Raw genomic sequence first — 22,641 nt, forward strand, 5'->3', positions numbered from 1 at the left:
CCCCCCCCCCCCCCCCCCCCCCCCCCCCCCCCCCCCCCCCCCCCCCCCCCCCCCCCCCCCCCCCCCCCCCCCCCCCGGGCCCCCCCCCCCCCCCCCCCGCCCCCCCCCCACGCCTCAGGAGCAGCCGGTCCACACGCGACGTGGCAAGCCGGTCATTCCCGCGTGGGAGGACGTGCTGCTCGGGGTGCGCTCCGGCGGGCAGCGCTAACTACGACACCGCCAGCGCGAGCAGCGTCAGCCACGCTCCCGTCACACCGACGCCGGCACCCAACACAAACCACCGCAGCACCGGGGTGCGTCGCCATCCCCACAACGTCGGTGCCAGTCCCCCGGCCGCCACGACGTTGAGCCCGACGGCCAACAGCGGATGTACTCGCACCAGCCCGAGGCTGAGCACGACGATCGCGACCGCCGTGACCGCCGCGACAAACCCGGCCACCGTCAACCCCGTTGCCCACGGCACAGACTGGGAGCGCTGGTCGCTCACGGGCCGAGCCTAACCCGCTCGTAGAACGCCAAAGCCGCCGCGGTCGCGACGTTGAGCGAGTCGGTACCCCGCGACATCGGGATGCGTACCCGCACATCGCTCAATCGCAGCGTGGCCGGCGTCAACCCCGGCCACCGGCGCCACCGGCCGCAGCGGACGCTCGAAGTTCGGGTCGATCAGCTCACTGGCCGCGTCGTCGATCGCGGTAACCGTGCCGCCGTGAGCGCCCGGCGTGAAGCAGAAGTGTGCGTTGTTGTCGGAGCGGCCGGCCTTCCACGCGAGCTGCACCGTCCATCGGTTGTCTTCGTTGCGCCAGGCGTCCCAGCTGAGCTTCTCGTGGTCGAGGCCACGCGTCACCAGCGCGGCGCTGACGGTCTCGAGCAGGGTGAGCACCGCGGGCCCGTCGTCGAGCATCGGATGTGCGGCCGTTGCCAGCTCCGCCGCGCGAAAACGCTCCAGCAGCACCGGGTGGGCGAAGCGGCGGATGCGCGCGATGTCGGAACCCGACGCCGCGGCCACTTGCTCGACGGAGGCGCCCGCACGGATCTTGGCCTGAATTTCTTTGGGGCTCAGCATGTTGGTGACGTCGATCTCGAGGTGCGGTTGCTCCGGCTGCGGGGTCTCGCCGTTCAGCGCGGCCCGCAATCGGTCGTCGATCGCCAGCCTGAACTCCTCTGCGGGATCATCGCTCTCGCAGACGATGTATTTGCTGTCGGCATCGAGCCTAACCATTTTGAGTTCTCGCATGGTGTTCTCCTCGCAGGCTCCGTGCAGGTCAGCGACGGACCCGTCACGTGCGCACTCTAGTCCAGCCGACGCCCATCACCTGTGCTGACACGCTGGGCGGTTGCGTGCGGATTGCCGGCGGGTTAAAGCCGTTCGACCACCCAGTCGACGCACTGCGTGAGAGCGCTGACGTCGTCGGGCTCGACCGCGGGGAACATCGCAACCCTGAGCTGGTTGCGGCCGAGTTTGCGGTACGGCTCTGTGTCGACGATGCCGTTGGCCCGCAGAATCGACGCGACCGCCGCGGCGTCGACGTCGTCGACGAAGTCGATCGTGCCCACCACCTGGGAACGCAGCCCGGGATCGGCGACGAACGGCGTCGTGTACGGCCGCTCCTGCGCCCAGGAGTACAACCGCTGCGACGAGTCGGCCGTGCGCTTGACCGCCCAGTCCAGCCCGCCGTTGCCCAACATCCAGTCGAGCTGTTCGGCCAGCAGCGCCAGGGTGCCGATCGCGGGAGTGTTGTACGTCTGGTTCTTCAAGCTGTTCTCCACCGCGATCGGCAGCGACAGGAAGTCGGGAACCCAGCGACCGGACGCGGCGATCGACTCGACCCGGGCCAGCGCGGCTGGGCTCATGATCGCCAGCCACAGGCCGCCGTCGCTGGCGAAGTTCTTCTGCGGCGCGAAGTAGTACGCGTCGGCTTCGGTGATGTCGACGGGCAACCCGCCGGCGCCCGAGGTCGCATCGATGACGACCAACGCGTCGCCCGAATCCGCCGGGCGCTGGACCGGGACCGCGACCCCCGTCGAGGTCTCGTTGTGGGCCCACGCGATCACGTCGACCGACGGATCGCTCCGCGGCTCCGGTGCGCTGCCGGGATCCGCCTTGACGATGATGGGTTCGCCGATGAATGGGTTCTTGACGACGGCGGAGGCGAACTTCGAGCTGAACTCGCCGTAGGAAAGGTGCAGCGAGCGCTTGTCGATCAGCCCGAAGGCCGCGGAATCCCAGAACGCCGTCGCGCCGCCGTTGCCCAGGATGACCTCGTAGCCGTCGGGCACCGAGAAAAGCTCCGCGAGCCCCGACCGAACCCGCCCCACCAGATTCTTGACCGGCGCCTGCCGGTGCGAGGTGCCGAACAGCGCGGCCGCGGTGGTGCTCAGCGCCTGCAATTGCTCGGGTCGGACCTTCGACGGACCCGATCCGAAGCGGCCGTCGCGGGGTTTGAGGTCAGCGGGAATCTGGAGCTCGTCAGCCATGCCAGCCAGCGTAGTGAGCGCCGCGCGACCGGTGGTCGGGCGGCCCGGCCGCCGCGTCGCGGTGTGAGCCAGGACACACAATTTGCCTGACCACTGGTCAGCCCACACTGCTCCGCGGGGTCTGGAACATTCCCGGTACCCGCGGTACTGTCTAGACACAGCACGTCCAAATGTAAACCTCGTTGGGGAGGGCTTGGATATGGCCAGGACGCGAACGGTCCGGCGGTGGCGCCGCAACATGGAAGTCCGCGACGACGTCGACTACGTCAACATGCTTGCCACACTGTCCGAGGGGTCGGTGCGGCGAAACTTCAACCCGTATACCGATATCGATTGGGACTCACCGGAATTCGCGGTCACGGACAACGACCCCCGCTGGATCCTGCCGAAGACCGACCCGCTGGGCCGCCATCCCTGGTATCAGGCCCAGTCCGACGAGCGCAAGATCAAGATCGGAATGTGGCGCCAGGCCAACGTGGCCAAGGTGGGGCTGCACTTCGAGTCCATCCTGATCCGCGGCCTGATGAACTACACGTTCTGGGTGCCCAACGGATCACCCGAATACCGGTACTGCCTGCACGAGTCGGTCGAAGAGTGCAACCACACGATGATGTTCCAGGAGATGGTGAACCGCGTCGGCGCCGACGTGCCGGGGATGCCGCGGATGCTGCGCTGGATCTCGCCCCTGATCCCGCTGGTCGCCGGACCGTTGCCGGTGGCGTTCTTCATCGGCGTGCTGGCCGGCGAGGAGCCGATCGACCACACGCAGAAAAACGTTCTGCGCGAAGGCAAGTCACTGCACCCGATCATGGAGCGGGTGATGGCGATCCACGTGGCCGAGGAGGCCCGGCACATCTCGTTCGCTCACGAGTTCCTGCGAAAGCGGTTGCCGCAGTTGAGCAAACGACAGCGGTTCTGGGTCTCGCTGTACTACCCGCTGACGATGCGGGTGCTGTGCCAGGCGATCACCGTGCCGCCCAAGGCGTTCTGGCGGGAGTTCGACATTCCGCGCGAGGTCAAGAAGGAGCTGTTCTTCCGGTCGCCGGATTCGCGAAAGTGGTTGAGCGACATGTTCGCCGACGTCCGGATGCTGGCCAACGACACCGGGTTGATGGAAACCCGTTCGGCGCGGCTGATGTGGCGCCTGTGCAAGATCAACGGCAAGCCGTCGCGCTACCGCAGCGAACCGCAACGCCAGCACCTGGCCGCGGCGCCGGCCGCCTAGCGTTTCCGGGAGTTCAATGCCGCACGTTATTACCCAGTCGTGCTGTAACGACGGGTCCTGTGTCTTCGCGTGCCCGGTGAATTGCATTCACCCGACACCGGACGAGCCTGGCTTCGCGACCTCGGAGATGCTCTACATCGATCCGGTGGCGTGCGTGGACTGCGGCGCCTGCGTGAGCGCCTGCCCGGTGGGCGCGATCGCACCCGACACCCGGTTGGAGCCCAAACAGCTGCCGTTCGTCGAAATCAACGCGTCCTTCTACCCGCCGCGGCCCGCGGGCGAGAAACTGCCGCCGACCTCGACGCTGGCCCCGGTGATCCCCGCGGCCGAGGTGCGTGTGCGCCGTCATCCGCTGACCGTCGCGATAGTCGGGTCCGGGCCCGCGGCGATGTATGCCGCCGATGAGCTGCTCACCCAACATGGCGTGCGCGTCAACGTCTTTGAGAAGCTGCCCACGCCCTACGGGCTGGTTCGCGCGGGCGTGGCGCCGGATCATCAGAACACCAAGAAAGTCACCCAGCTGTTCGACCGGGTCACCCGTCATCGCCATTTCCGGTTCTACCTCAACGTCGAGATCGGCAAGCACCTGAGCCACGCCGACCTGCTGGCCCATCATCACGCCGTGCTGTACGCCGTCGGTGCGCCCGACGACCGCCGCCTGGACATCGAAGGCATGGGGCTACCGGGCACGGGAACCGCCACCGAATTGGTCGCATGGATCAACGGACATCCCGACTTCACCGAGCTGCCAGTCGATCTCAGCCACGAGCGGGTGGTGATCATCGGCAACGGCAATGTCGCCCTCGATGTGGCCCGCGTGCTCACGGCGGACCCGAACGACTTGGCCCGCACCGACATCTCCGATCATGCGTTGGAGGCATTGCGCGGCTCCGCGGTCCGCGAGGTGGTGATCGCCGCACGGCGCGGCCCGGCGAATTCCGCGTTCACGTTGCCCGAACTGATCGGGCTCACCGGCGCCTCCGAGGTCGTGCTCGATCCGGGCGATCAGCGGTTGGTGGCAAGCGATCTCGCGTCGGCCTCCGACACGTTGACCCGGAACAAGCTGGAGATCGTGAGCAAGCTCGGCGATGCTTCGGCGCCGCGTGCGGGCAGGCGGCCACGAGTCCGGCTGGCCTACCAGCTCACGCCCCAGCGCGTGCTGGGCCAGCAACGCGCCACCGGTGTCGAGTTCTCCGTCACCGGCACCGATGAGGTGCGCCGGCTGGACGCGGGCCTCGTGCTCACGTCGATCGGCTACCGCGGCAAGCCGATTCGCGATCTTCCGTTCGACGAATCCGCGGCCGTCGTGCCGAACGAGGGCGGCCGCGTCGTCGATCCCACCTCAGGACGCCCGGTGCCCGGCGCTTACGTCGCGGGATGGATCAAGCGTGGACCGACCGGCTTCATCGGCACCAACAAGTCCTGCTCCTTGCAGACCGTGCACGCGCTAGTCGCCGACTTCAACGAAGGCAGGCTGGCAGATCCGCTCGCCAAGCCGGACGCACTGGACCGGCTGGTGCACGCCCACCAGCCCGACGCCGTCGACGCCGCGGGGTGGGGCGCCATCGACGCCGCCGAGATCGCCCGCGGCAGCGACGAGAGTCGACCGCGCGTCAAGTTCACCGACGTCGGCGACATGCTCGCCGCTGCGGCCACGGCCCAGCCGGCGCCCCCGAGGCGACGCCGGCTGCTGGCCCGGCTGCGCGACTTCTAGCCGGCCTGCCCGGACATCGCCGCTTGAATGTCCTCGGGGCTGACCTCGCGCACCGGCTGACCCAACGACCAGTGATGCCCGAACGGGTCCTCGACCACGCCGTAGCGGTCGCCCCAGAACTGGTCGTCCAACGGCGTCACCACGGTGGCGCCCGCGTCCAGCGCCTGCTGGAACTTGGCGTCGACGTCGGTAACCGTCAGATGGATGGTGACTGGCGTGCCGCCGAGTGACTTCGGCGTCATCGACTTGCCGCCGCACACTTCCGGGAAGTCGTCGTTGAGCATCACCAGCGAGCCGTTGATGCGCAGCGCGGCGTGGACCAGTTTGCCGTCGGGGCGGGGCACCCGGCCCAGCTCAACGGCACCAAAAGCCTTGACGTAGAAGTCGATCGCCGCTGCGGCGTCGCCAACGACGAGGTGTGGGGAAACTGCGGGTTCGATATCGATTGCCATGGCGGCCTCCTTGGTTGTGGGTGTCCAGGCCAGTCCCGGACCGGCTCACGGATACTGACCCCGGCCGCGACGCTAACTCATCGCGGCGATCGCCATTTAAACGCCGGGCACCGACAACTAGTGGACGCGAGCGTAACGCCAGGGCGAAAAATTGGGCCGAAGTTCGCCGTGACGTTACGCCCGCGAGCGGAAGCTCAGGCCGTGGTGAGGACCCGGTCCCACCCCTGCACGGACTCCGGGCTGCGCGGCCCCGGGCCCACATAGATCGCCGACGGGCGAACCAACTTGCCCAGCCGCTTCTGCTCGAGAATGTGCGCGCACCAACCGGCGGTGCGGCCACAGGTGAACATCGCCGGCATCATGTGGGCCGGCACCTGGGCGAAGTCCAGGATCACCGCGGCCCAGAACTCGACGTTGGTCTCGATCGGGTGGTCCGGACGCCGCTCGCGCAACTCGGCCAGCGCGGCCTGCTCGAGCGCGACCGCCACCTCGTAGCGCGGCGCGCCCAGCCGTTCCGACGCTGCCCGCAGCACCCGCGCCCTGGGGTCTTCGGCGCGGTAGACCCGGTGCCCAAACCCCATCAGCTTGTCGCCGCGGTCCAGGATCCCCTTGACCAGGCCCCGGGCGTCGCCGGTGCGCTCGACCTCCTCGAGCATCGGCAGCACCCGGGCCGGCGCACCACCATGCAGCGGACCGCTCATCGCCCCGATCGCCCCGGACAGGGCCGCCGCGACATCGGCGCCGGTCGAGGCGATCACTCGCGCCGTGAACGTCGAGGCATTCATGCCATGCTCGGCCGCGGACACCCAATAGGCGTCGATGGCCTCGACATGCCGGGGATCGGGCTCGCCCTGCCAGCGGGTCATGAAACGTGCTGTCACCGTGGAGCATTCGTCGATGACTCGCTGCGGGACCGCGGGCTGGTAGATTCCGCGCGCCGACTGCGCGACATAGGACAGCGCCATCACCGATGCCCGGGCCAGTTGCGTGCGCGCGGTGGCATCGTCGACGTCCAGCAAGGGCTTGTATCCCCAGATCGGCGCCAGCATGGCCAGGCCGGCCTGCACGTCGACGCGGACGTCGCCGGTGTGGATCGGCAGCGGGAATGGCTCGGCCGGAGGCAGTCCGCGGCCGAACTCACCATCCACCAACAAGCCCCACACCTCGCCGAACGTGACCCGCTGGCTCACCAGATCCTCGATATCGACGCCGCGATAGCGCAACGCGCCGCCGTCTTTATCCGGTTCGGCGATCTCGGTGGTGAACGCGACCACACCGTTGAGGCCAGGGACGAAATCTTCCGGGACCACAGTCATAGGAAAATTCTCGCACCCCGCTTCCGGGCGGACGCTACCGGCCGGTAGCAAGCGCCGGTAGCGTTGGCGCGATGGCAGGACCAGACGACGACCACCTGCAACGAATGCGAGTCGAGTACGGGTCGGTCGAGCGGGACGGCGGCCCCGACCTCGACGCGGACTGGCTCGATGACGGTTGGCTTGCGTTGCTGCGCAAGTGGATTGACGACGCCGAACACTTCGGGGTGCCCGAACCCAATGCGTTCGTGCTGGCCACCGTGGCCGAGGGTAGGCCGATGAGCCGGTCGGTGCTGTGCAAGGGCGTGGACGAGACCGGGATCACATTCTTCACGAACTATGACTCAGCCAAAGGCATCGAGCTGGCGGCGACGCCGTACGCGTCGGCGACCTTCCCCTGGTACCTGCTGGGGCGACAGGTGCACGTCCGCGGCGCGGTGACCAAGGTCGACCCGCGGATCACCGCGGAGTATTGGTCCAAACGGCCGCGCGGCTCGCAGCTGGGCGCGTGGGCGTCACACCAGTCGCAGCCGATCGCGTCGCGCGCGGCGCTGCTCGACCAGCTGGCCGACGTGACAGCGCGCTTCGCCGACGACGAGCGCATCCCGGTGCCACCGGGGTGGGGTGGCTACGTCATCGCGCCCGAAGTGGTGGAGTTCTGGCAGGGCCGGGAAAACCGGGTGCACAACCGGATCCGAGTCATCGGGTCGCAGGTCGAGCGCCTCCAGCCCTGACCGACGTGAGCCGCGGCCGGGCCATAAAGCGCCCGTTGTGACGGGCCGCCTGATGATTGCCTAAGGAAGATCGTCGAGACCCACCCCGGGCAGGCGCCCCGCCGCGATAACGACTACCTTCAGCTATAAGCACCTAGTCAGGGCAGCCATATCAGCCAGAGCGCAAAGGGGTTCTCGTGGCCGACACCGACGACACCGCAACTCTCAAGTACCCGGGAGGTGAGCTCGACCTCGAGGTCGTCCACGCCACCGAGGGAGCTGACGGCATCGCGCTGGGCTCGCTGTTGTCCAAGACCGGCCACACCACGTTTGACAACGGGTTCGTCAACACCGCCGCCTGCAAGAGCTCCATCACCTATATCGACGGCGACGCCGGGATCCTGCGCTACCGCGGTTACCCCATTGAGCAGCTCGCCGAGAAGTCGACCTTCATCGAGGTCAGCTATCTGCTGATCTACGGCGAGCTGCCGGACAAGGACCAGCTCGCCGAATTCACCACCAAGATCCAGCGGCACACCATGTTGCACGAGGACCTCAAGCGGTTCTTCGACGGCTTCCCGCCCAACGCCCACCCGATGCCGGTGTTGTCCAGCGTGGTGAACGCGTTGAGCTCCTACTATCCGGATTCGCTGGATCCGATGGACAACGGGCAGGTGGAGCTGTCCACGATTCGTCTACTCGCGAAGCTGCCCACCATCGCCGCGTACGCCTACAAGAAGTCGGTCGGGCAGCCGTTCCTCTACCCGGACAATTCGCTTTCGCTGGTGGAGAACTTCCTGTGGATGACCTTCGGGTTGCCCGCCGAGCCGTATCGGGCCGATCCCGAGATCGTGCGGGCGTTGGACATGTTGTTCATCCTGCACGCCGACCACGAACAGAACTGTTCGACCTCGACGGTCCGGCTGGTCGGCTCGTCGCGGGCCAACCTGTTCACCTCGATCTCCGGCGGCATCAACGCGCTCTGGGGCCCGCTGCACGGCGGCGCTAACCAGGCGGTGCTCGAGATGCTGGAGGAGATCCGCGAGAGCGACGACGACGTCAGCGAATTCGTCCGCAAGGTGAAGAACCGCGAGGCCGGCGTCAAATTGATGGGCTTCGGTCACCGCGTCTACAAGAACTACGACCCCCGCGCGCGGATCGTCAAGGAGCAGGCCGACAAGATCCTGTCGAAACTCGGTGGCGACGACGACCTGCTCAGCATCGCGAAGGAGCTCGAGGAGAAGGCGCTCACCGACGACTACTTCATCGAGCGCAAGCTCTACCCCAACGTCGACTTCTACACCGGCCTGATCTACCGGGCACTCGGTTTCCCCACCCGGATGTTCACCGTGCTATTCGCGTTGGGCCGGCTGCCCGGGTGGATCGCGCACTGGCGCGAGATGCACGACGAGGGTGACAGCAAGATCGGCCGCCCGCGCCAGATTTACACCGGGTACACCGAACGCGACTACGCCACGATCGAGCAGCGCTAGGTTGCCGGGCAGGGCCCGGCGAACACTGCGGTAAGTACCGCCATCGCGGCGTTGTGGCCCGCGATGCCCGATACCGCTCCGCCGCGGCGCGCGCCTGACCCGCACAACATGATTCGCTCGTGCGCCGTGGCGACGCCCCATTGCCCCGCCGGTGTGTCTAGCCCGTCGTCGTCGTCCGCGAACGGCCACGACAATGCGCCGTGGAAGATGTTGCCCGCGGTCATCCCCAGTTTGCGGTGTAGGTCCAGGGTGGTCGTCGTCTCGATGCACGGCCGCCCATGCGCGTCGCTCATCAACACGTCCTGGATCGGTTCGGCCAGAACGGAATTCAGCGACGCCAGCACCGAATCGGCCAGCCGGTCACGCAGCGCCCCGGAGTAGGTGCCGTCGAATAGCGAATGCGGGGTGTGCAGGCCGAACACCGTCATCGTGTGAGCGCCCGAGTCACGCAGCCCGGCCGGCAGGATGCTCGGGTCGGTCAGGGAGTGGCAGTAGGCCTCGCACGGCAGCGGGTCCGGTAGGTGTCCGGCGGCCGCGCGCGAATACGCCGTATCCAGCTGTGTCCACGTCTCGTTGACGTGAAAGGTCCCGGCAAATGCTTGTTCGGCGGTGACGCTGTCGTCGCGCAGGCGCGGCAACCGCCGCAGCACCATGTTCACTTTGACCTGCGCGCCCTGGGCCGGGCTCGCCGGCCGTTCTCCGAGCAGCCCGGCCAACACCGTCGGAGTCACGCCGGCCAGAACGAAGCGGCCGCGGATAGTGTGCTCCTCGTCGCCGCTGCGGTAGCGCACCAGACCGTCCGGATCGACGGCGAGAACGTCTGCGCCGGTGGTGATTTCGGCGCCGTGGGCGACGGCCGCCGCGGCCAGGGCGGCCGTCACCGAGCCCATCCCGCCGATGGGGACGTTCCAGTCTCCGGTGCCGCCGCCGAGCACGTGATACAGGAAGCAGACGTTCTGGCTCAGCGACGGCTCGTCGAGGCGGGCGAAGGTGCCGATCAGCGCGTCGGTGGCGATCACGCCGCGAACGAGGTCGTTGCCCACCGCGCCGGCGATCGCGTGCCCTATCGGCTCGTCGACGATGGCCCGCCACGCCGACGCCGCATCGGGATCGCCGCCGTCGAGGACGTGCCGGCGGGCCTGTTCGCGGGTGCGCAGCGGTTCGAGCAGCGTCGGCCACAGGCGTTCCGTGACTACTCGGCAGCGCCGGTAGAACGTCGCGAAACCGTGTTCGTCGTCGGCTGCGCCGATCGCTGCGAACGCGTCGGGGCGCCCAACTAGCAGACCGGTGCGGCCGCCGGAGCCGGGGTCGGGCGTGTACGACGAGAATCGCCGCCGGGCCAGCGGCGCGGCGGCGCCCAGGTCATCGAGGATCCGTGGGGGGAGCAGGCTGACCAGGTACGCGTAGCGCGAGACCCGGACGTCGACGCCGTCGAACGGCTGCGCGGAGACCGCGGCTCCGCCGACGTGTCCTAGCCGCTCCAGCAGCCGCACCCGGAGGCCCGCCCGGGCCAGATAGCCGGCCGCGACCAGGCCATTGTGGCCGCCGCCGACGACGACAACGTCGCAATCCCGGATGCCGTCGACCGCCATATTCCGGATGGTTTCCTAGCCGAGGTATCCCTCGACCTGGCCGGGTGGACGAACGGCCGCTTCCTTTGGGTCGCCACCCGTCTCGCGCAGCGCCCGGCGCTGCCGCAGCAGGTCCCAGCACTGGTCGAGTTCGATCTCCACCTGGCGCAGGCGTTCGTGCTCCTCAGACTCGGTGATGTCCCGGCGCTGCAGCTGCGCGCGCAGGGCTTTCTCCTCGGCGACCAGCTCGCGGATGTGCGCCAAGGCGTCGCTGTCGGTTGGTGTGTTGCCATCGGCCATCGTCCTAGTGTGCCCGAGACCGGCGGCGCGTGACGGCGACGCTAGCTCGGACCGGGCAGGCGCAGCACCAGCCGCGCGCCGCCCAGCGGGCTGTCTTCCAGCGATGCCGTTCCGCCGTGCAGGTGCGCCTGCTGTGCCACCAACGCCAGCCCCAAGCCCGAGCCCGAGTGTGAGGCCGTCGACCCGCGGGAGAATCGCTCGAACACCACCTCGCGCTCGCCTTCGGGCACCCCGGTGCCGTTGTCGTCGACGGCGATCTCCACTCCGGCCCGCGAGCTGACCGCGGACAGCTGGACCTTGGTGGCGCCGCCATGCTTGACGGCGTTCGCGATCGCGTTGTCGACCGCGAGGCGCAACCCTGCCGGCAATCCCACGATGATGCAGGTTGGCGACGGCACCAGCGAGACGTCGACGGTGGGGTAGATCCGTGTCGCGTCGTGGGCGGCGCGGTCGAGCAGGTCGGTGATGTCGACCGGTACGTGATCGTCGGACGTCGACAGTTCGCCCTGGGCCAACCGCTCCAGGGCGCTCAGGGTGGCCTCGATGCGCGACTGGGTGCGGATGACGTCGTTGAGCACCTCTTTGCGTTGGTCGTCGGGCAGATCCAGGGTCGACAGCACCTCGAGGTTGGTGCGCATCGCGGTCAGCGGGGTCCGGAGCTCATGGGAGGAGACCGCGGCGAAGTCGCGCGCCGAAGCCAGCGCCTCTTTGGTCCGGTTCTGCTCGTTCCAGATGCGTTGCAGCATTCCCCGCATCGCCTCGGCGATTTCGACCGCTTCGCTGGCGCCGTGCACTTCGACTCGCGGCGCCTCGTCTCCCGCGTCGATCGACCGGGTCTGCTGGGCGAGCTGCTTGAACGGGCGCACCGCGAAAGCGGCTAGCAGCCAAGCGAATACGGCCGCGGCGCCGATGGCGAAGCCACAGATCAGCATCACCCGTCGATGCAAATTGTTGGTCTCGGCGAGGGTGGCGTCGTAGGTGGCGCCGACGGCGAGCGAGGTCGGCCCCGGCCCGGGAATCTCCACCGTCCGCACCCGGTAGCGCACCCCGTTGATGTAGGTGTCGGCGTAGCCGTCGTCCAGCTTGGGCAGCGTGACATCGGAATTCGACTTGATCAGGTTGCCGCTGCGGATCGTCATGATGGCGTCACGGTCGTTGGGCGAGCGGGGGATTTCACCAAGACCGCGGGGCAGGAACGGGATCGCGAAGCCCGCGGCCTCGTCCAGACGGCGATCCAGCCGCTCCTTGCGGTCGTTGGTGATGCCGACCCAGACCACGGCGCCGACGATGAGCACCGGAATCGCCGCCCCGATGGCCGTCGCGACCACCACCCGGGTCCGCAGCGACGGCGTACGAGCAACGATTCGCGACAGGATGTTCATGGCCTGCTTCGATCCGGTTACTGCATGCGCAGCACGAACCCGACTCCTCGAACGGTGTGCAGCAGCCGGGGCCCGCCGTTGGCCTCGAGCTTGCGGCGCAGGTAGCCGATGAACACGTCGACGACGTTGGTGTCGGCCGCGAAGTCATACCCCCACACCAGCTCCAGCAGCTGCGCGCGTGACAGGACCGCGGTCTTGTGCTCGGCCAGCACCGCCAGCAGGTCGAACTCCCGCTTGGTCAGGTCCACGTCGACGCCGTTGACCCGGGCCCGCCGGCCCGGGATGTCCACCTCCAGCGGCCCGACCGTGATGGTTTCCGAGGACGACGTCGCGGTGGCGCCGCGGCGGCGCAGCAGCGCCTTCACCCGGGCCACCAGTTCGGCCAGCACGAAGGGTTTGACCAGGTAATCGTCGGCGCCGGCCTCCAGCCCGGCCACCCGGTCGTCGACCGAGCTGCGGGCGGACAGCACACAGACGGGCACGTCGTTATCCATGGCGCGCAATGCCGTGACGACGCTGACGCCGTCCAGCACGGGCATGTTGATGTCGAGGACGATCGCGTCGGGCCGGGTCTCGGTCGCGCTGCGCAACGCCTCGGCCCCGTCGACCGCGGTCGATACCTCGAATCCGGAGAGTCGCAGTCCGCGTTCGAGCGAGGCGAGCACGTCGGAGTCGTCGTCGACGACCAAGACGCGAGGTGAGCTCACACCGGTGTCCATGTCGCCCATTTTGCCGGATTGTTCCCTATCGCGGTGGGAGGCGCGACTCTGCTCACCGGCGGTCGAGGCCGCTGAGCTGAACCGCAATCTGCCGGCGCACCGCGGGAACTCCCGCGGCCAGGCGCATGGCCGAGTTGCGGACCGGGCGCACCGGGCGCGGCAGGGTCGCCATCTTGGTCAGGCGTCCGGTCAGTTTCAGAACCTGCGCGGCATATCCGCGCTGCACGGTGGCGTAGGTGTCCAAGGCGGTGTCCGAGCCGCCCCCCACGACCTCGGAGAGCGCGCGGGCAAGCGAAATCGCGTCGAGGATACCGAGATTCATGCCCTGGCCGCCGGCGGGGCTGTGCACGTGGGCGGCGTCACCGGCCAGCAGTAGTCGCCCGGCCCGGTAACTGTCGGCGACACGGTGGTGGATGTGGAACCGCGTTCCCCACAAGAGCTCGGTGACGACCGACTCACCGGGTCCGAACCCGCGGCTGTCAAGCAGCGCCTGCACGAACTCTGCCGAGGGCGCCTTCGGGGCGTCCGCGGCCGGCGCGACGATGCGGAAGATGTCGCCGGGCAACGGCGCCAGCACGGTCAGGCCTTCGTTGGCGTAGAACAGGATCACCTCGTCGCGGGGTGCGGCACCGGCCAGCCGCACGTCGGCGAGTGTGAACGATTCGGCGAATTCGCTTCCGGCAAAGCCGATCCCGGCCTGCTCACGAACCACGCTCTTCATACCGTCGGCACCGACGACATAGCGGGCTCGAATGGTCTCGCCGTCGTCGAAGGTGGCCGTGACGCCGTCCGCGTCCTGGGCCACGCGGCGCAGCGTCTTGGGTCGGATCACCTGACCGCCGAGTTCGTGCAGCCGCTCCAGCAGGAGCTGTTCGGTGTCGGCCTGGGAGAGCATCAGGCTGTACGGATATTTCGTCGGCAGGTCGCTGAAGTCGATCGGGACGAGTACGTGCCGGCCCTCGCGCATGGTGAACCGCGGCGCGATCAGTCCCGCGTCGACCAGCCGCCGGGAGACGTCGATGTCTTCGAGCACTTCCAGCGTGCGGGCGTTCACCACGGCCGCACGGGTGGTGTTCTGGCCCTCGGCCAGCGCGTCCACCAGGACGGTGCGGACCCCGTGGGTGATCAGGGAAGCGGCGGCGGCGAGGCCGGTGGGACCTGCGCCAACGACGAGAACGTCGGTGTCGTGCATGGCTGGCTCCTTTGCTGCGGATAAGTCAACGCTTGTTGGCATAACTCCATGCTGGCGCGTCTTGCGTGCTATGTCAACAGTTGTTGGCCTACAATTGTTGACATGAGGCGATCATCCGAAAAGACAAAAGCGGCGATCCTGGCGGCGGCCCGCGAAAGGTTCGGTGCGGCCGGTTTCCAGGCGGCGACGATCCGGGCGATCGCCGCCGATGCCGGCGTGGATCCGGCGATGGTGATGCGCTACTACGGGAGCAAGGACAAGTTGTTTGCCGCCGCGGCGGAGTTCGACCTCAGGTTTCCCGACTACGCAGCGACCGACCCGGCACAGGTCGGACGCTCGCTCGTCCGGCACTTTCTCGAACGCTGGGAGGGCGACGAGGCGCTGGTGATCCTGCTGCGGTCCAGCGCCACCAACGGCGAAGCGGCGCAACGGATGCAGCGGATCTTCGAAAGCCAGGTGGAGCCGTTGGTTGCGGCCCTGGCGCCGGCGGCCGAACACGAAGTTCGCGCCGGGCTGATCGCTACGCAGATCATCGGTATGGCGTTCTGCCGCTTTGTGCTACGGCTCCCGCCCGTCGTCGAGATGACGCGCGACGAGATTGTCGAGTGGCTCGGCCCGACGATACAGCGCTATTTCGGCCTGCCCTCCGAGGACGCCGTCGCCGAGACATAAACCGTTGCGACGTGTCGCGGGTTGGGCTCAAGGCAATCCGATGCGGCGGTAACGTTGCAACCGCGCGGCCAGGCGCTCGGCATCGGCAATTCCACGCAGTGCGTGCAGTTCGGCAGCGATGGCGCGCGACAGTCGCTGGGAGAACTCAACGGGCTCGTCGGCGGCGTCGGGGTATTCCGGCACGATGACGTCGACGATGCCCGACCGCACCAGCTCGGCCGACCGAATGCCTTGGGCCGCAGCGAGTTCGGGCGCATGCGCGGTGTCGCGGAATACGATGGCGCTGGCTCCCTCCGGCGGGAGCGGCGCCAGCCAGCCGTGCAGCGCGGCCAGCACCCGGTCGGCGGGCACCATCGCGAGCGCGGGGCCGCCGCTGCCCTGGCCCAGCAGTACCGACACCGTCGGGGTCTCCAGCGTCACGAGCTCGGCCAGGCACTGGGCGATCTGGCCGGCCAGCCCGCCCTGCTCGGCGTCGGCCGACAACGCCGGGCCGGCGGTGTCGATCACCAAGACCAGCGGCCGGCGCAATTCGGCGGCCAGCGCCATGCCGCGCCGGGCCTCTCGCAGCGACGCGGGCCCGACCAGCCCGCCGGTGACCCGCTGCTGGCCGAGCACGACCGCGGGCTGACCGCAAAACCGGGCCAACGCCAGCAGCGTCGTCGCCGCCTCGCCCTGACCAGTGCCGGAGAGCAGCACCCGGTCGGTCGTTCCGTGTCTCAGCAAGTGGCCGACGCCCGGCCGGTCGGGTCGCCGCGATGCGACCACCGACTCCCACGCCGGCACGTCGGGGATCGGATCGGCCGGCTGCGGCGAAACGGGCGGCTCGGGCGCATCGGCGATCACCGTCAGCGCGCGATCGACCATGCGCCGCAGCCCATCCAGCGGCACGACGCCGTCGATCACCCCGTGTCGCTGCAGGTTCTCCGCGGTCTGAATCCCAGCCGGGAACGGCTCGCCGTAGAGCAGCTGGTACACCCTCGGCCCGAGGAAGCCGATCATGGCGCCCGGCTCGGCGACCGTGACATGGCCCAGCGAACCCCACGAGGCAAAGACCCCGCCGGTAGTGGGATGGCGCAGGTAGACCAGGTAGGGCAGGCCCGCCTGTTTGTGCAGCCGGACGGCCGCCGCGATCTTCACCATCTGCAGAAATGCGACGGTGCCCTCCTGCATGCGGGTCCCACCGGAGCTCGGCGAGGCCAACAGCGGCAGCCGCTCGGCGGTCGCCCGCTCCACCGCGGCGGTGATCCGCTCCGCTGCCGCCACGCCGATCGAGCCGGCGAGGAAGCCGAACTCGCAAACGACCACCGCCACCCGGCGCCCGTGCACGCGCCCCTCGCCGGTCAGCACCGATTCGTCCAGGCCGGTGGCGGAGCGGGCGCCGGCAAGCTCTCGCGCGTACGAGTCGGTCACCGGCACGGCCAGCGGCTCTCGATCCCAGCTGACGAAGGAGCCCTCGTCCAGGACCGCGTCGCGCAGCTCTTCGGTCGTGATACGACTCACGCGACGAGGCTATATACAAAGCGGCTATATAGGCTGGGCCCCATGATCGGTGTCACACAGGCCGAAGCCGTCATGACGATTGAGCTGCAGCGCCCCGAGCGTCGCAATGCCCTGAACTCCCAGCTCGTCGAGGAGCTGCGGGAGGCCGTGTTGAAGGCGGCGGCGGGGTCAATCCGCGCGATTGTCCTGACCGGTCAGGGCACGGCCTTCTGCGCCGGCGCGGACCTCAGCGGCGACGCGTTCGCCGCCGACTACCCCGACCGGCTCATCGAGCTGCACAAGGTATTGGACGCCGCCCCGATCCCGGTGATCGGCGCTATCAATGGGCCCGCCATCGGTGCCGGCCTGCAGCTAGCCATGCAATGTGACCTCCGGGTCGTCGCGCCGGATGCCTTTTTTCAGTTTCCGACGTCGAAATACGGTCTCGCCCTTGATAACTGGAGCATCCGCCGGCTTGCATCGCTCGTCGGCCACGGCCGGGCCCGAGCGATGCTGCTAGCCGCCGAGAAGCTGACCGCCGAGACGGCGCTGCAGACCGGGATGGCCAACCGCATCGGCAACCTCGAAGACGCCCAGGCCTGGGCCGCCGAGATCGCCGGCCTGGCTCCCTTGGCGATCCAGCACGCCAAGCGGGTGCTCAACGACGACGGCTCCATCGAGGAGGCGTGGCCGGAGCACAAGGAACTGTTCGACAAGGCCTGGGCAAGCCAGGACGTCATCGAGGCGCAGATCGCCCGCGTGGAGAAGCGACCGCCGAAGTTCCAGGGAGCCTGACCGTCATGGTCCGTGCAGCGCTACGACTGGCCGCCGGCACGGCCACACTGGCGGCTGGCGGTTGGGCCCTGCGCGCCCTGCACGGCGCACCGGCGGCGCTGGGCGCCCATCCGGCCTCGATCCGTGCGGTGGTGCAGCGGTCGCCGAACTATCGCGACGGCGTCTTCGTAAACATCGACCCGGCCACGATCAATATGGATCGCGAGCAGCTGGGGATGATCGCGTGGGAGTTCGTGGGGGGACGCAACAGGAGCCGCCCGGCGGCGCCGATCCCGCTGGCCGCGCCGCGACTCTTCGAAGGCGACCCCGGCCCGCTCGCGGTCAGCTGGCTCGGCCACTCCACGGCGTTGCTGGAGATCGACGGTTACCGGGTGCTCACCGATCCGGTATGGAGCGACCGATGCTCCCCGTCCGACGTGGTCGGCCCGCAGCGACTGCATCCACCGCCGATAGCACTCGAAGCGTTGCCCGCCCTCGATGCCATCGTCATCAGCCATGACCACTACGACCACCTCGACATCGACACCGTGCTGGCGCTGGCCCGGACACAGCGGGCCCCGTTCTTCGTCCCCCTCGGCGTCGGCGCCCACCTGCGCTCGTGGGGCATACCCGAGCACCGCATCGTCGAACTCGACTGGAACGAGAGCAGGAAGGTCGACGAGCTGACCCTGATTTGCATGCCGGCGCGCCACTTTTCGGGGCGGTTCATGGACCGCAACACCACGCTGTGGGCGTCGTGGGGCATCATCGGCCCGAGCCATCGCGCCTATTTCGGCGGCGACACCGGCTACACGAAGAGCTTCGCGCAGATCGGCGCCGACCACGGACCGTTCGACCTGACCCTGCTGCCCATCGGGGCCTACAACCCGGCGTGGCCGGACATCCACATGAACCCCGAGGAAGCGGTCCGCGCTCATCTCGATGTGACGGTGTCCGGGTCGGGACTGCTGGTCCCGATCCACTGGGGCACCTTCCGGCTGGCCCCGCACCCGTGGGCCGAACCCGTCGAACGCCTGCTCGCGGCCGCCGAAGCCGCCGATGTCAAGGTGGCCGTCCCCGCGCCGGGGCAGCGCATCGATCCGTCCGGGCTCACCCGATTCAACCCGTGGTGGCGGCTCTGATCCGGTAGCCGCCGGGGCTAAAGTTTGCGGCCATGACGAAACGCGCGGCAACGGCCGCTGTCGTGGTGGCCTTGCTGGCGCTGACGGGATGTGGGCCCGCCCCGGCATCGAGCCCGCTGTCCGACGCGTCGCCCGATGAGTTTTCGGGCTTGGACATCCCCGCGGGCCGTATCGACGGCGCCGTCGCCAAGGTCGACGGCCTGGTGAACGACCTGATGAAGAACTCCGGTGTCCCGGGCATGGCAGTGGCGATCGTTCACAGTGGAAAGACGTTGTACGCCAAGGGATTCGGCGTAAAAGACGCAAGCAAGGGTGACGGCCGAGGCAACAAGGTCGACGCCGACACAGTCTTCCAGCTGGCGTCGATCTCCAAGTCGGTCGGAGCGACGGTAGTGGCGCATGAAGTGACGGACAACGTGATCGGCTGGGACACGCCCGTCGTCTCCAAGCTGCCGTGGTTCGAGCTGTCCGATCCCTACGTCAGTAGCCACGTGACCGTCGCCGACCTGTACTCGCATCGCTCCGGGCTGCCCGACCACGCCGGTGACCGGCTCGAGGATCTGGACTACGACCGCCGCCAGACCCTCGAGCGGCTGCGGTATCTGCCGCTGGAGCCCTTCCGAATCAGCTACGCCTACACCAACTTTGGGCTGACGGCCGCCGCCGAGGAGGTCGCGGCCGCCGCAGCCAAGCCGTGGGCGGACCTGTCCGACGAGGTGCTCTATCGCCCGCTGGGGATGGCATCGACGAGTTCGCGGTTCGCCGACTTCCTGGCCCGGCCCAACCGCGCCGTCAACCACGTCAAAGTCGGCGACAAGTGGGAGCCGCGGTTTCAGCGGGATCCTGATCCGCAGTCTCCCGCCGCCGGGGTGAGTTCGTCGGTCAACGACATGGCCCGCTGGTTGACGATGTTGCTCGCCAACGGGACGTACAACGGGCAGCGGATCACCTCGCCGGAGGCGCTGCTGCCCGCCGTTACCCCGCAGGCCGTCTCGAGGCCCCCGACGACGCCGAAGTCGCGGGCGAGTTTCTACGGCCACGGGTTCGCGGTGTCGGTGAACTCGTCGGGCCGCACGACGTACAGCCATTCGGGCGCGTTCACCTTGGGGGAATCGACGAACTTCGTGGTGATGCCGTCCGAGGACCTCGCCATCATCGCCCTGACCAACGCCGCGCCATTCGGCGTGCCGGAGACGCTGACCGCGCAATTCATGGATCTGGTGCAGTACGGGCAGATTCGCGAAGACTGGGCGTCTGTGTACAAGAACGCGATCGCCCCGATCAACAACCCTGAGGGTTCGCTGGTCGGCGAGAAACCCCCGGCCAACCCCGCACCGGCGAGGCCGCTGAGCGATTACGCGGGAACGTACAGCAATGACTACTGGGGCCCGGCGATCGTGAGCGAACGTGACGGCGCCCTGCAGTTGGAGCTCGGGCCGAAAAACCAGAAGTTCACCCTGACCCACTGGGACGGCGACACCTTCACCTTCGCGCTGACGAACGAAAATGCCCCGCCCGGAACGGTTTCCAAGGCAACCTTCGCCGGAAACACGCTGAACCTCGAGTATTACGACGCAAACAAGCTGGGGACGTTTACCCGATGAGCTCATCCGTGATCGAAGGCCTGACCGCTGCCGAGGTGGCGCAGCGGGTGGCCGAAGGCGCGACCAACGCTGTTCGGCAACGTGCCGCACGAAGCGTCGCGGACATCGTTCGGGCCAATGTCTTCACCCGTATCAACGCCATTCTGGGCGTGCTGCTGGTGATCGTGTTGGCGACGGGCTCGGCGATCAACGGGTTGTTCGGCCTGCTCATCATCGCCAACAGCGTCATCGGCGCGGTGCAGGAGATCCGGGCCAAGCAGACGCTGGACAAGCTGGCGATCATCGGACAGGCGAAACCGTTGGTGCGCAGGCAATCCGGGACACGAGCGCTGCCACCCAGCGACGTGGTGCTCGACGACGTCATCGAGCTCGGTCCCGGGGATCAGATCGTCGTGGACGGCGAGATCCTCGAGAAGGAGAACCTGGAGGTCGACGAATCGCTGCTGACCGGCGAGTCGGACGCTATCGACAAGGACGTCGGCGACGCGGTGATGTCGGGCAGCTTCGTCGTCGCCGGCACCGGGGCATACCGCGCCACCAAGGTCGGCCCGGACGCGTATGCCGCCCAGCTCGCGGAGGAAGCCAGCAAGTTCACCCTGGTTAAATCCGAACTGCGCAACGGCATCAACCGGATTCTGCAGTTCGTCACCTACGTGTTGGTGCCCGCCGGATTGCTGACCATCTACACCCAATTCTTCACCACGCATGCCGGGTGGCGGCAGTCCGTGCTGCGGACGGTGGGCGCGCTGGTGCCCATGGTGCCCGAAGGCCTTGTCCTGCTGACCTCGGTCGCCTTCGCGATGGGCGTCGTCAGGCTCGGTCAGCGCCGGTGCCTGGTGCAGGAATTGCCTGCGATCGAGGGGTTGGCCCGCGTCGACGTGGTCTGTGCCGACAAAACGGGCACGCTGACCGAAAGCGGCATGCGGATCTCCGGCGTCGAGCAATTCGGCCCGGCGGAACAATCCGTCGCCGATGCGCTGGCCTCGCTGGCCGCCGCCGATGCGCGCCCCAACGCGAGCATGCAGGCGATCGCGGAGGCCTATGACCAGCCGCCCGGCTGGATCGCCACCGCGACCGCGCCTTTCAAGTCGGCCACCAAGTGGAGTGGCGTGTCCTATCGCGACCACGGCAACTGGGTGATCGGCGCGCCCGATGTGCTGCTCGAACCGGCGTCGGCAGCCGCGGAGCAGGCGGACCGTATCGGCGCCCAGGGGCTTCGGGTACTTCTCCTGGGTACCTGCGCGGTGGCGGTGAATCATCCGGACGCTCCGGGCAAAGTCACGCCGGTCGCGCTGGTGGTACTTGAGCAGAAGGTGCGGCCGGACGCTCGTAAGACCCTGGATTACTTTGCTGCCGAGGGCGTTTCGGTCAAGGTCATCTCCGGTGACAATGCGGTATCCGTGGGCGCCGTCGCCAACAGCCTCGGGCTACACGGCGAGACGATGGACGCGCGTCGACTGCCGGCGGAGCCCGACGAACTGGCCGATGCGCTGGAGTCGCACACCACCTTCGGCCGAGTGCGGCCAGACCAGAAACGTGCCATCGTCCGTGCCCTGCAATCGCGTGGTCACACGGTGGCGATGACCGGCGATGGCGTCAACGATGTGCTGGCCCTCAAGGACGCCGATATCGGCGTCGCGATGGGCGCCGGGAGCCCGGCGTCGCGAGCGGTGGCGCAAATTGTATTGCTGGACAACCGATTTGCCACACTTCCGCACGTCGTTGGCGAAGGCCGGCGGGTGATCGGCAACATCGAGCGGGTCGCGAACCTGTTCTTGACCAAGACCGTGTATTCGGTGCTGCTGGCGCTGTTCGTGGGCATCGAATGCCTGTTTTCCAAACCGCTCAAAGCGGACCCGCTGCTGTATCCGTTTCAGCCGATCCACGTGACCATCGCGGCATGGTTCACGATCGGAATCCCGTCGTTCATCCTTTCGCTCGCACCCAACACCGAGCGCGCACAACCCGGCTTCGTGCGGCGCGTGTTGACGTCAGCGCTCCCGTCCGGACTCATCGTCGGTGTCGCGACCTTTGTCTCCTACCTGCTGGCCTACCACGGTCGCCATGCCACTTTTGCCCAACAAGAGCAAGCCTCGACCGCGGCGCTGATCACGTTGCTGGTGACGGCGCTGTGGGTGCTGGCGGTGGTCGCGCGTCCCTACCAGTGGTGGCGGATAGGCCTAGTAATTGCCTCCGGACTGGCGTACGTGGCGATCTTCAGCATCCCGCTGGCTCGGGAGAAGTTCCTGCTCGACCCCTCGAATGTGGTGGTGACGTCGACCGCCCTCGGCATCGGGGTGCTGGGTGCCGCCGCGATCGAGGCGACGTGGTGGATCAGGGCCAGGATCCTCGGCGTGCGACCGCAGTTGTGGCGGGAGCCGCCGCGGGCTGCCAAGTAGAATTCCTGGCAATCAGCGGGGA

At 68.1% G+C, this 22,641-nt stretch carries 19 protein-coding genes and 3 pseudogenes; 10 read left to right on the top strand and 12 right to left on the bottom strand.

Annotated features, from left to right (window positions below; genetic code table 11):
* A pseudogene (locus tag A5747_RS25825) lies at positions 1-208 on the top strand (DUF3071 domain-containing protein); the annotation flags it as partial.
* On the opposite strand, the gene A5747_RS23190 reads toward A5747_RS25825, so the two are convergent.
* From A5747_RS23190 to serC, 4 genes and pseudogenes are all read right to left on the bottom strand, one after another.
* A complete protein-coding gene (locus tag A5747_RS23190; protein WP_076057895.1) occupies positions 209-487 on the bottom strand; it encodes a DUF2537 domain-containing protein in 279 nt (92 codons plus the stop codon). It lies immediately after the preceding pseudogene.
* A pseudogene (locus A5747_RS23195) lies at positions 484-618 on the bottom strand (TrmH family RNA methyltransferase); the annotation flags it as partial. The pseudogene A5747_RS23195 and the gene A5747_RS23190, both read right to left, overlap by 4 nt.
* Positions 608-1,234: pseudogene (gene sepH / locus A5747_RS23200) on the bottom strand (septation protein SepH); the annotation flags it as partial. The pseudogenes A5747_RS23195 and sepH, both read right to left, overlap by 11 nt.
* A gap of 122 nt (positions 1,235-1,356) precedes the next feature.
* Positions 1,357-2,475, bottom strand: a complete 1,119-nt coding sequence (gene serC, locus A5747_RS23205) for a phosphoserine transaminase (protein ID WP_076128693.1) — start codon at positions 2,473-2,475, stop codon at positions 1,357-1,359.
* A 199-nt stretch (positions 2,476-2,674) separates the two neighbouring features.
* Between serC and A5747_RS23210 the strand changes: the two genes are divergently transcribed.
* Together A5747_RS23210 and A5747_RS23215 are read left to right on the top strand one after the other, a co-directional pair.
* Positions 2,675-3,700, top strand: a complete 1,026-nt coding sequence (locus A5747_RS23210) for a diiron oxygenase (RefSeq protein ID WP_076128695.1) — start codon at positions 2,675-2,677, stop codon at positions 3,698-3,700.
* A gap of 16 nt (positions 3,701-3,716) precedes the next feature.
* The gene (locus A5747_RS23215; protein WP_076128697.1) at positions 3,717-5,414 is read left to right on the top strand and encodes an FAD-dependent oxidoreductase; all 1,698 of its coding nucleotides are present in this window, start codon (positions 3,717-3,719) and stop codon (positions 5,412-5,414) included.
* Here A5747_RS23215 and A5747_RS23220 read toward each other — a convergent pair.
* Together A5747_RS23220 and A5747_RS23225 are read right to left on the bottom strand one after the other, a co-directional pair.
* Positions 5,411-5,866 (bottom strand): VOC family protein, encoded by a 456-nt coding sequence (locus A5747_RS23220; RefSeq protein WP_076119280.1) that lies wholly within the window; start codon positions 5,864-5,866, stop codon positions 5,411-5,413. The genes A5747_RS23215 and A5747_RS23220 overlap by 4 nt on opposite strands.
* Before the next feature lie 194 nt (positions 5,867-6,060).
* Positions 6,061-7,182 (bottom strand): citrate synthase 2, encoded by a 1,122-nt coding sequence (locus tag A5747_RS23225; RefSeq protein WP_076119278.1) that lies wholly within the window; start codon positions 7,180-7,182, stop codon positions 6,061-6,063.
* Positions 7,183-7,253: 71 nt separating this feature from the next.
* Between A5747_RS23225 and pdxH the strand changes: the two genes are divergently transcribed.
* Positions 7,254-7,913 (top strand): pyridoxamine 5'-phosphate oxidase, encoded by a 660-nt coding sequence (gene pdxH / locus A5747_RS23230; protein WP_076128699.1) that lies wholly within the window; start codon positions 7,254-7,256, stop codon positions 7,911-7,913.
* Positions 7,914-8,089: 176 nt separating this feature from the next.
* Positions 8,090-9,385, top strand: coding sequence for a citrate synthase (locus A5747_RS23235; protein WP_076128701.1), 1,296 nt, complete (start codon positions 8,090-8,092; stop codon positions 9,383-9,385).
* On the opposite strand, the gene A5747_RS23240 is transcribed toward A5747_RS23235, so the two are convergent.
* From A5747_RS23240 to A5747_RS23260, 5 genes are read right to left on the bottom strand one after another with little or no spacing between them, the layout of a single operon-like run.
* Positions 9,382-10,977 carry an NAD(P)/FAD-dependent oxidoreductase gene (locus A5747_RS23240; protein ID WP_076128703.1) on the bottom strand — a complete coding sequence of 532 codons (1,596 nt, stop codon included), beginning with the start codon at positions 10,975-10,977 and terminating at the stop codon, positions 9,382-9,384. The two genes, A5747_RS23235 and A5747_RS23240, sit on opposite strands and share 4 nt — an antisense overlap.
* Positions 10,978-10,992: 15 nt before the next feature.
* The gene (locus A5747_RS23245) at positions 10,993-11,256 is read right to left on the bottom strand and encodes a DUF2630 family protein (protein ID WP_076128705.1); all 264 of its coding nucleotides are present in this window, start codon (positions 11,254-11,256) and stop codon (positions 10,993-10,995) included.
* A gap of 41 nt (positions 11,257-11,297) precedes the next feature.
* Positions 11,298-12,638 carry a HAMP domain-containing sensor histidine kinase gene (locus A5747_RS23250; protein WP_076128707.1) on the bottom strand — a complete coding sequence of 447 codons (1,341 nt, stop codon included), beginning with the start codon at positions 12,636-12,638 and terminating at the stop codon, positions 11,298-11,300.
* Between the two features lie 17 nt (positions 12,639-12,655).
* Entirely contained in the window at positions 12,656-13,366 is a 711-nt protein-coding gene (prrA, locus tag A5747_RS23255) for a two-component system response regulator PrrA (protein ID WP_139333458.1), read from the bottom strand.
* A gap of 43 nt (positions 13,367-13,409) precedes the next feature.
* On the bottom strand, positions 13,410-14,549 hold the full coding sequence (locus A5747_RS23260) for an NAD(P)/FAD-dependent oxidoreductase (protein ID WP_076128709.1): 1,140 nt from the start codon (positions 14,547-14,549) through the stop codon (positions 13,410-13,412).
* A 102-nt stretch (positions 14,550-14,651) separates the two neighbouring features.
* Between A5747_RS23260 and A5747_RS23265 the strand changes: the two genes are divergently transcribed.
* Complete coding sequence (locus A5747_RS23265; RefSeq protein WP_076128711.1) at positions 14,652-15,221, top strand: TetR/AcrR family transcriptional regulator; 570 nt, start codon at positions 14,652-14,654, stop codon at positions 15,219-15,221.
* Positions 15,222-15,248: 27 nt separating this feature from the next.
* Here A5747_RS23265 and A5747_RS23270 read toward each other — a convergent pair whose 3' ends face one another.
* Complete coding sequence (locus tag A5747_RS23270) at positions 15,249-16,721, bottom strand: carboxyl transferase domain-containing protein (protein ID WP_076128713.1); 1,473 nt, start codon at positions 16,719-16,721, stop codon at positions 15,249-15,251.
* Between the two features lie 42 nt (positions 16,722-16,763).
* Between A5747_RS23270 and A5747_RS23275 the strand changes: the two genes are divergently transcribed.
* The 4 genes from A5747_RS23275 to A5747_RS23290 are packed head-to-tail and all read left to right on the top strand — an operon-like array spanning position 16,764 to position 22,619.
* On the top strand, positions 16,764-17,495 hold the full coding sequence (locus tag A5747_RS23275; protein ID WP_076119265.1) for an enoyl-CoA hydratase: 732 nt from the start codon (positions 16,764-16,766) through the stop codon (positions 17,493-17,495).
* 5 nt (positions 17,496-17,500) lie between these two features.
* Positions 17,501-18,616, top strand: coding sequence for an MBL fold metallo-hydrolase (locus tag A5747_RS23280; RefSeq protein WP_076128715.1), 1,116 nt, complete (start codon positions 17,501-17,503; stop codon positions 18,614-18,616).
* Positions 18,617-18,648: 32 nt separating this feature from the next.
* Entirely contained in the window at positions 18,649-20,220 is a 1,572-nt protein-coding gene (locus tag A5747_RS23285; protein ID WP_076128717.1) for a serine hydrolase, read from the top strand.
* Positions 20,217-22,619, top strand: a complete 2,403-nt coding sequence (locus A5747_RS23290) for a cation-translocating P-type ATPase (protein ID WP_076128719.1) — start codon at positions 20,217-20,219, stop codon at positions 22,617-22,619. The genes A5747_RS23285 and A5747_RS23290 overlap by 4 nt, the downstream gene beginning before the upstream one ends.
* Positions 22,620-22,641: the final 22 nt, after the last annotated feature.

Source organism: Mycobacterium sp. IS-836 (assembly GCF_001954275.1).
Classification (GTDB): domain Bacteria; phylum Actinomycetota; class Actinomycetes; order Mycobacteriales; family Mycobacteriaceae; genus Mycobacterium.

Bases quoted from the DNA above. Each gene is read 5' to 3' on its own strand.
- A5747_RS23275 (WP_076119265.1), top strand. From the start codon at position 16,764: ATGATCGGTGTCACACAGGCCGAAGCCGTCATGACGATTGAGCTGCAG.
- A5747_RS23265 (WP_076128711.1), top strand. From the start codon at position 14,652: ATGAGGCGATCATCCGAAAAGACAAAAGCGGCGATCCTGGCGGCGGCC.
- A5747_RS23240 (WP_076128703.1), bottom strand. From the start codon at position 10,977: ATGGCGGTCGACGGCATCCGGGATTGCGACGTTGTCGTCGTCGGCGGC.
- A5747_RS23280 (WP_076128715.1), top strand. From the start codon at position 17,501: ATGGTCCGTGCAGCGCTACGACTGGCCGCCGGCACGGCCACACTGGCG.
- A5747_RS23290 (WP_076128719.1), top strand. From the start codon at position 20,217: ATGAGCTCATCCGTGATCGAAGGCCTGACCGCTGCCGAGGTGGCGCAG.
- A5747_RS23210 (WP_076128695.1), top strand. From the start codon at position 2,675: ATGGCCAGGACGCGAACGGTCCGGCGGTGGCGCCGCAACATGGAAGTC.
- A5747_RS23245 (WP_076128705.1), bottom strand. From the start codon at position 11,256: ATGGCCGATGGCAACACACCAACCGACAGCGACGCCTTGGCGCACATC.
- pdxH (WP_076128699.1), top strand. From the start codon at position 7,254: ATGGCAGGACCAGACGACGACCACCTGCAACGAATGCGAGTCGAGTAC.
- A5747_RS23250 (WP_076128707.1), bottom strand. From the start codon at position 12,638: ATGAACATCCTGTCGCGAATCGTTGCTCGTACGCCGTCGCTGCGGACC.
- A5747_RS23285 (WP_076128717.1), top strand. From the start codon at position 18,649: ATGACGAAACGCGCGGCAACGGCCGCTGTCGTGGTGGCCTTGCTGGCG.
- A5747_RS23215 (WP_076128697.1), top strand. From the start codon at position 3,717: ATGCCGCACGTTATTACCCAGTCGTGCTGTAACGACGGGTCCTGTGTC.
- prrA (WP_139333458.1), bottom strand. From the start codon at position 13,366: ATGGGCGACATGGACACCGGTGTGAGCTCACCTCGCGTCTTGGTCGTC.
- A5747_RS23260 (WP_076128709.1), bottom strand. From the start codon at position 14,549: ATGCACGACACCGACGTTCTCGTCGTTGGCGCAGGTCCCACCGGCCTC.
- A5747_RS23225 (WP_076119278.1), bottom strand. From the start codon at position 7,182: ATGACTGTGGTCCCGGAAGATTTCGTCCCTGGCCTCAACGGTGTGGTC.
- serC (WP_076128693.1), bottom strand. From the start codon at position 2,475: ATGGCTGACGAGCTCCAGATTCCCGCTGACCTCAAACCCCGCGACGGC.
- A5747_RS23220 (WP_076119280.1), bottom strand. From the start codon at position 5,866: ATGGCAATCGATATCGAACCCGCAGTTTCCCCACACCTCGTCGTTGGC.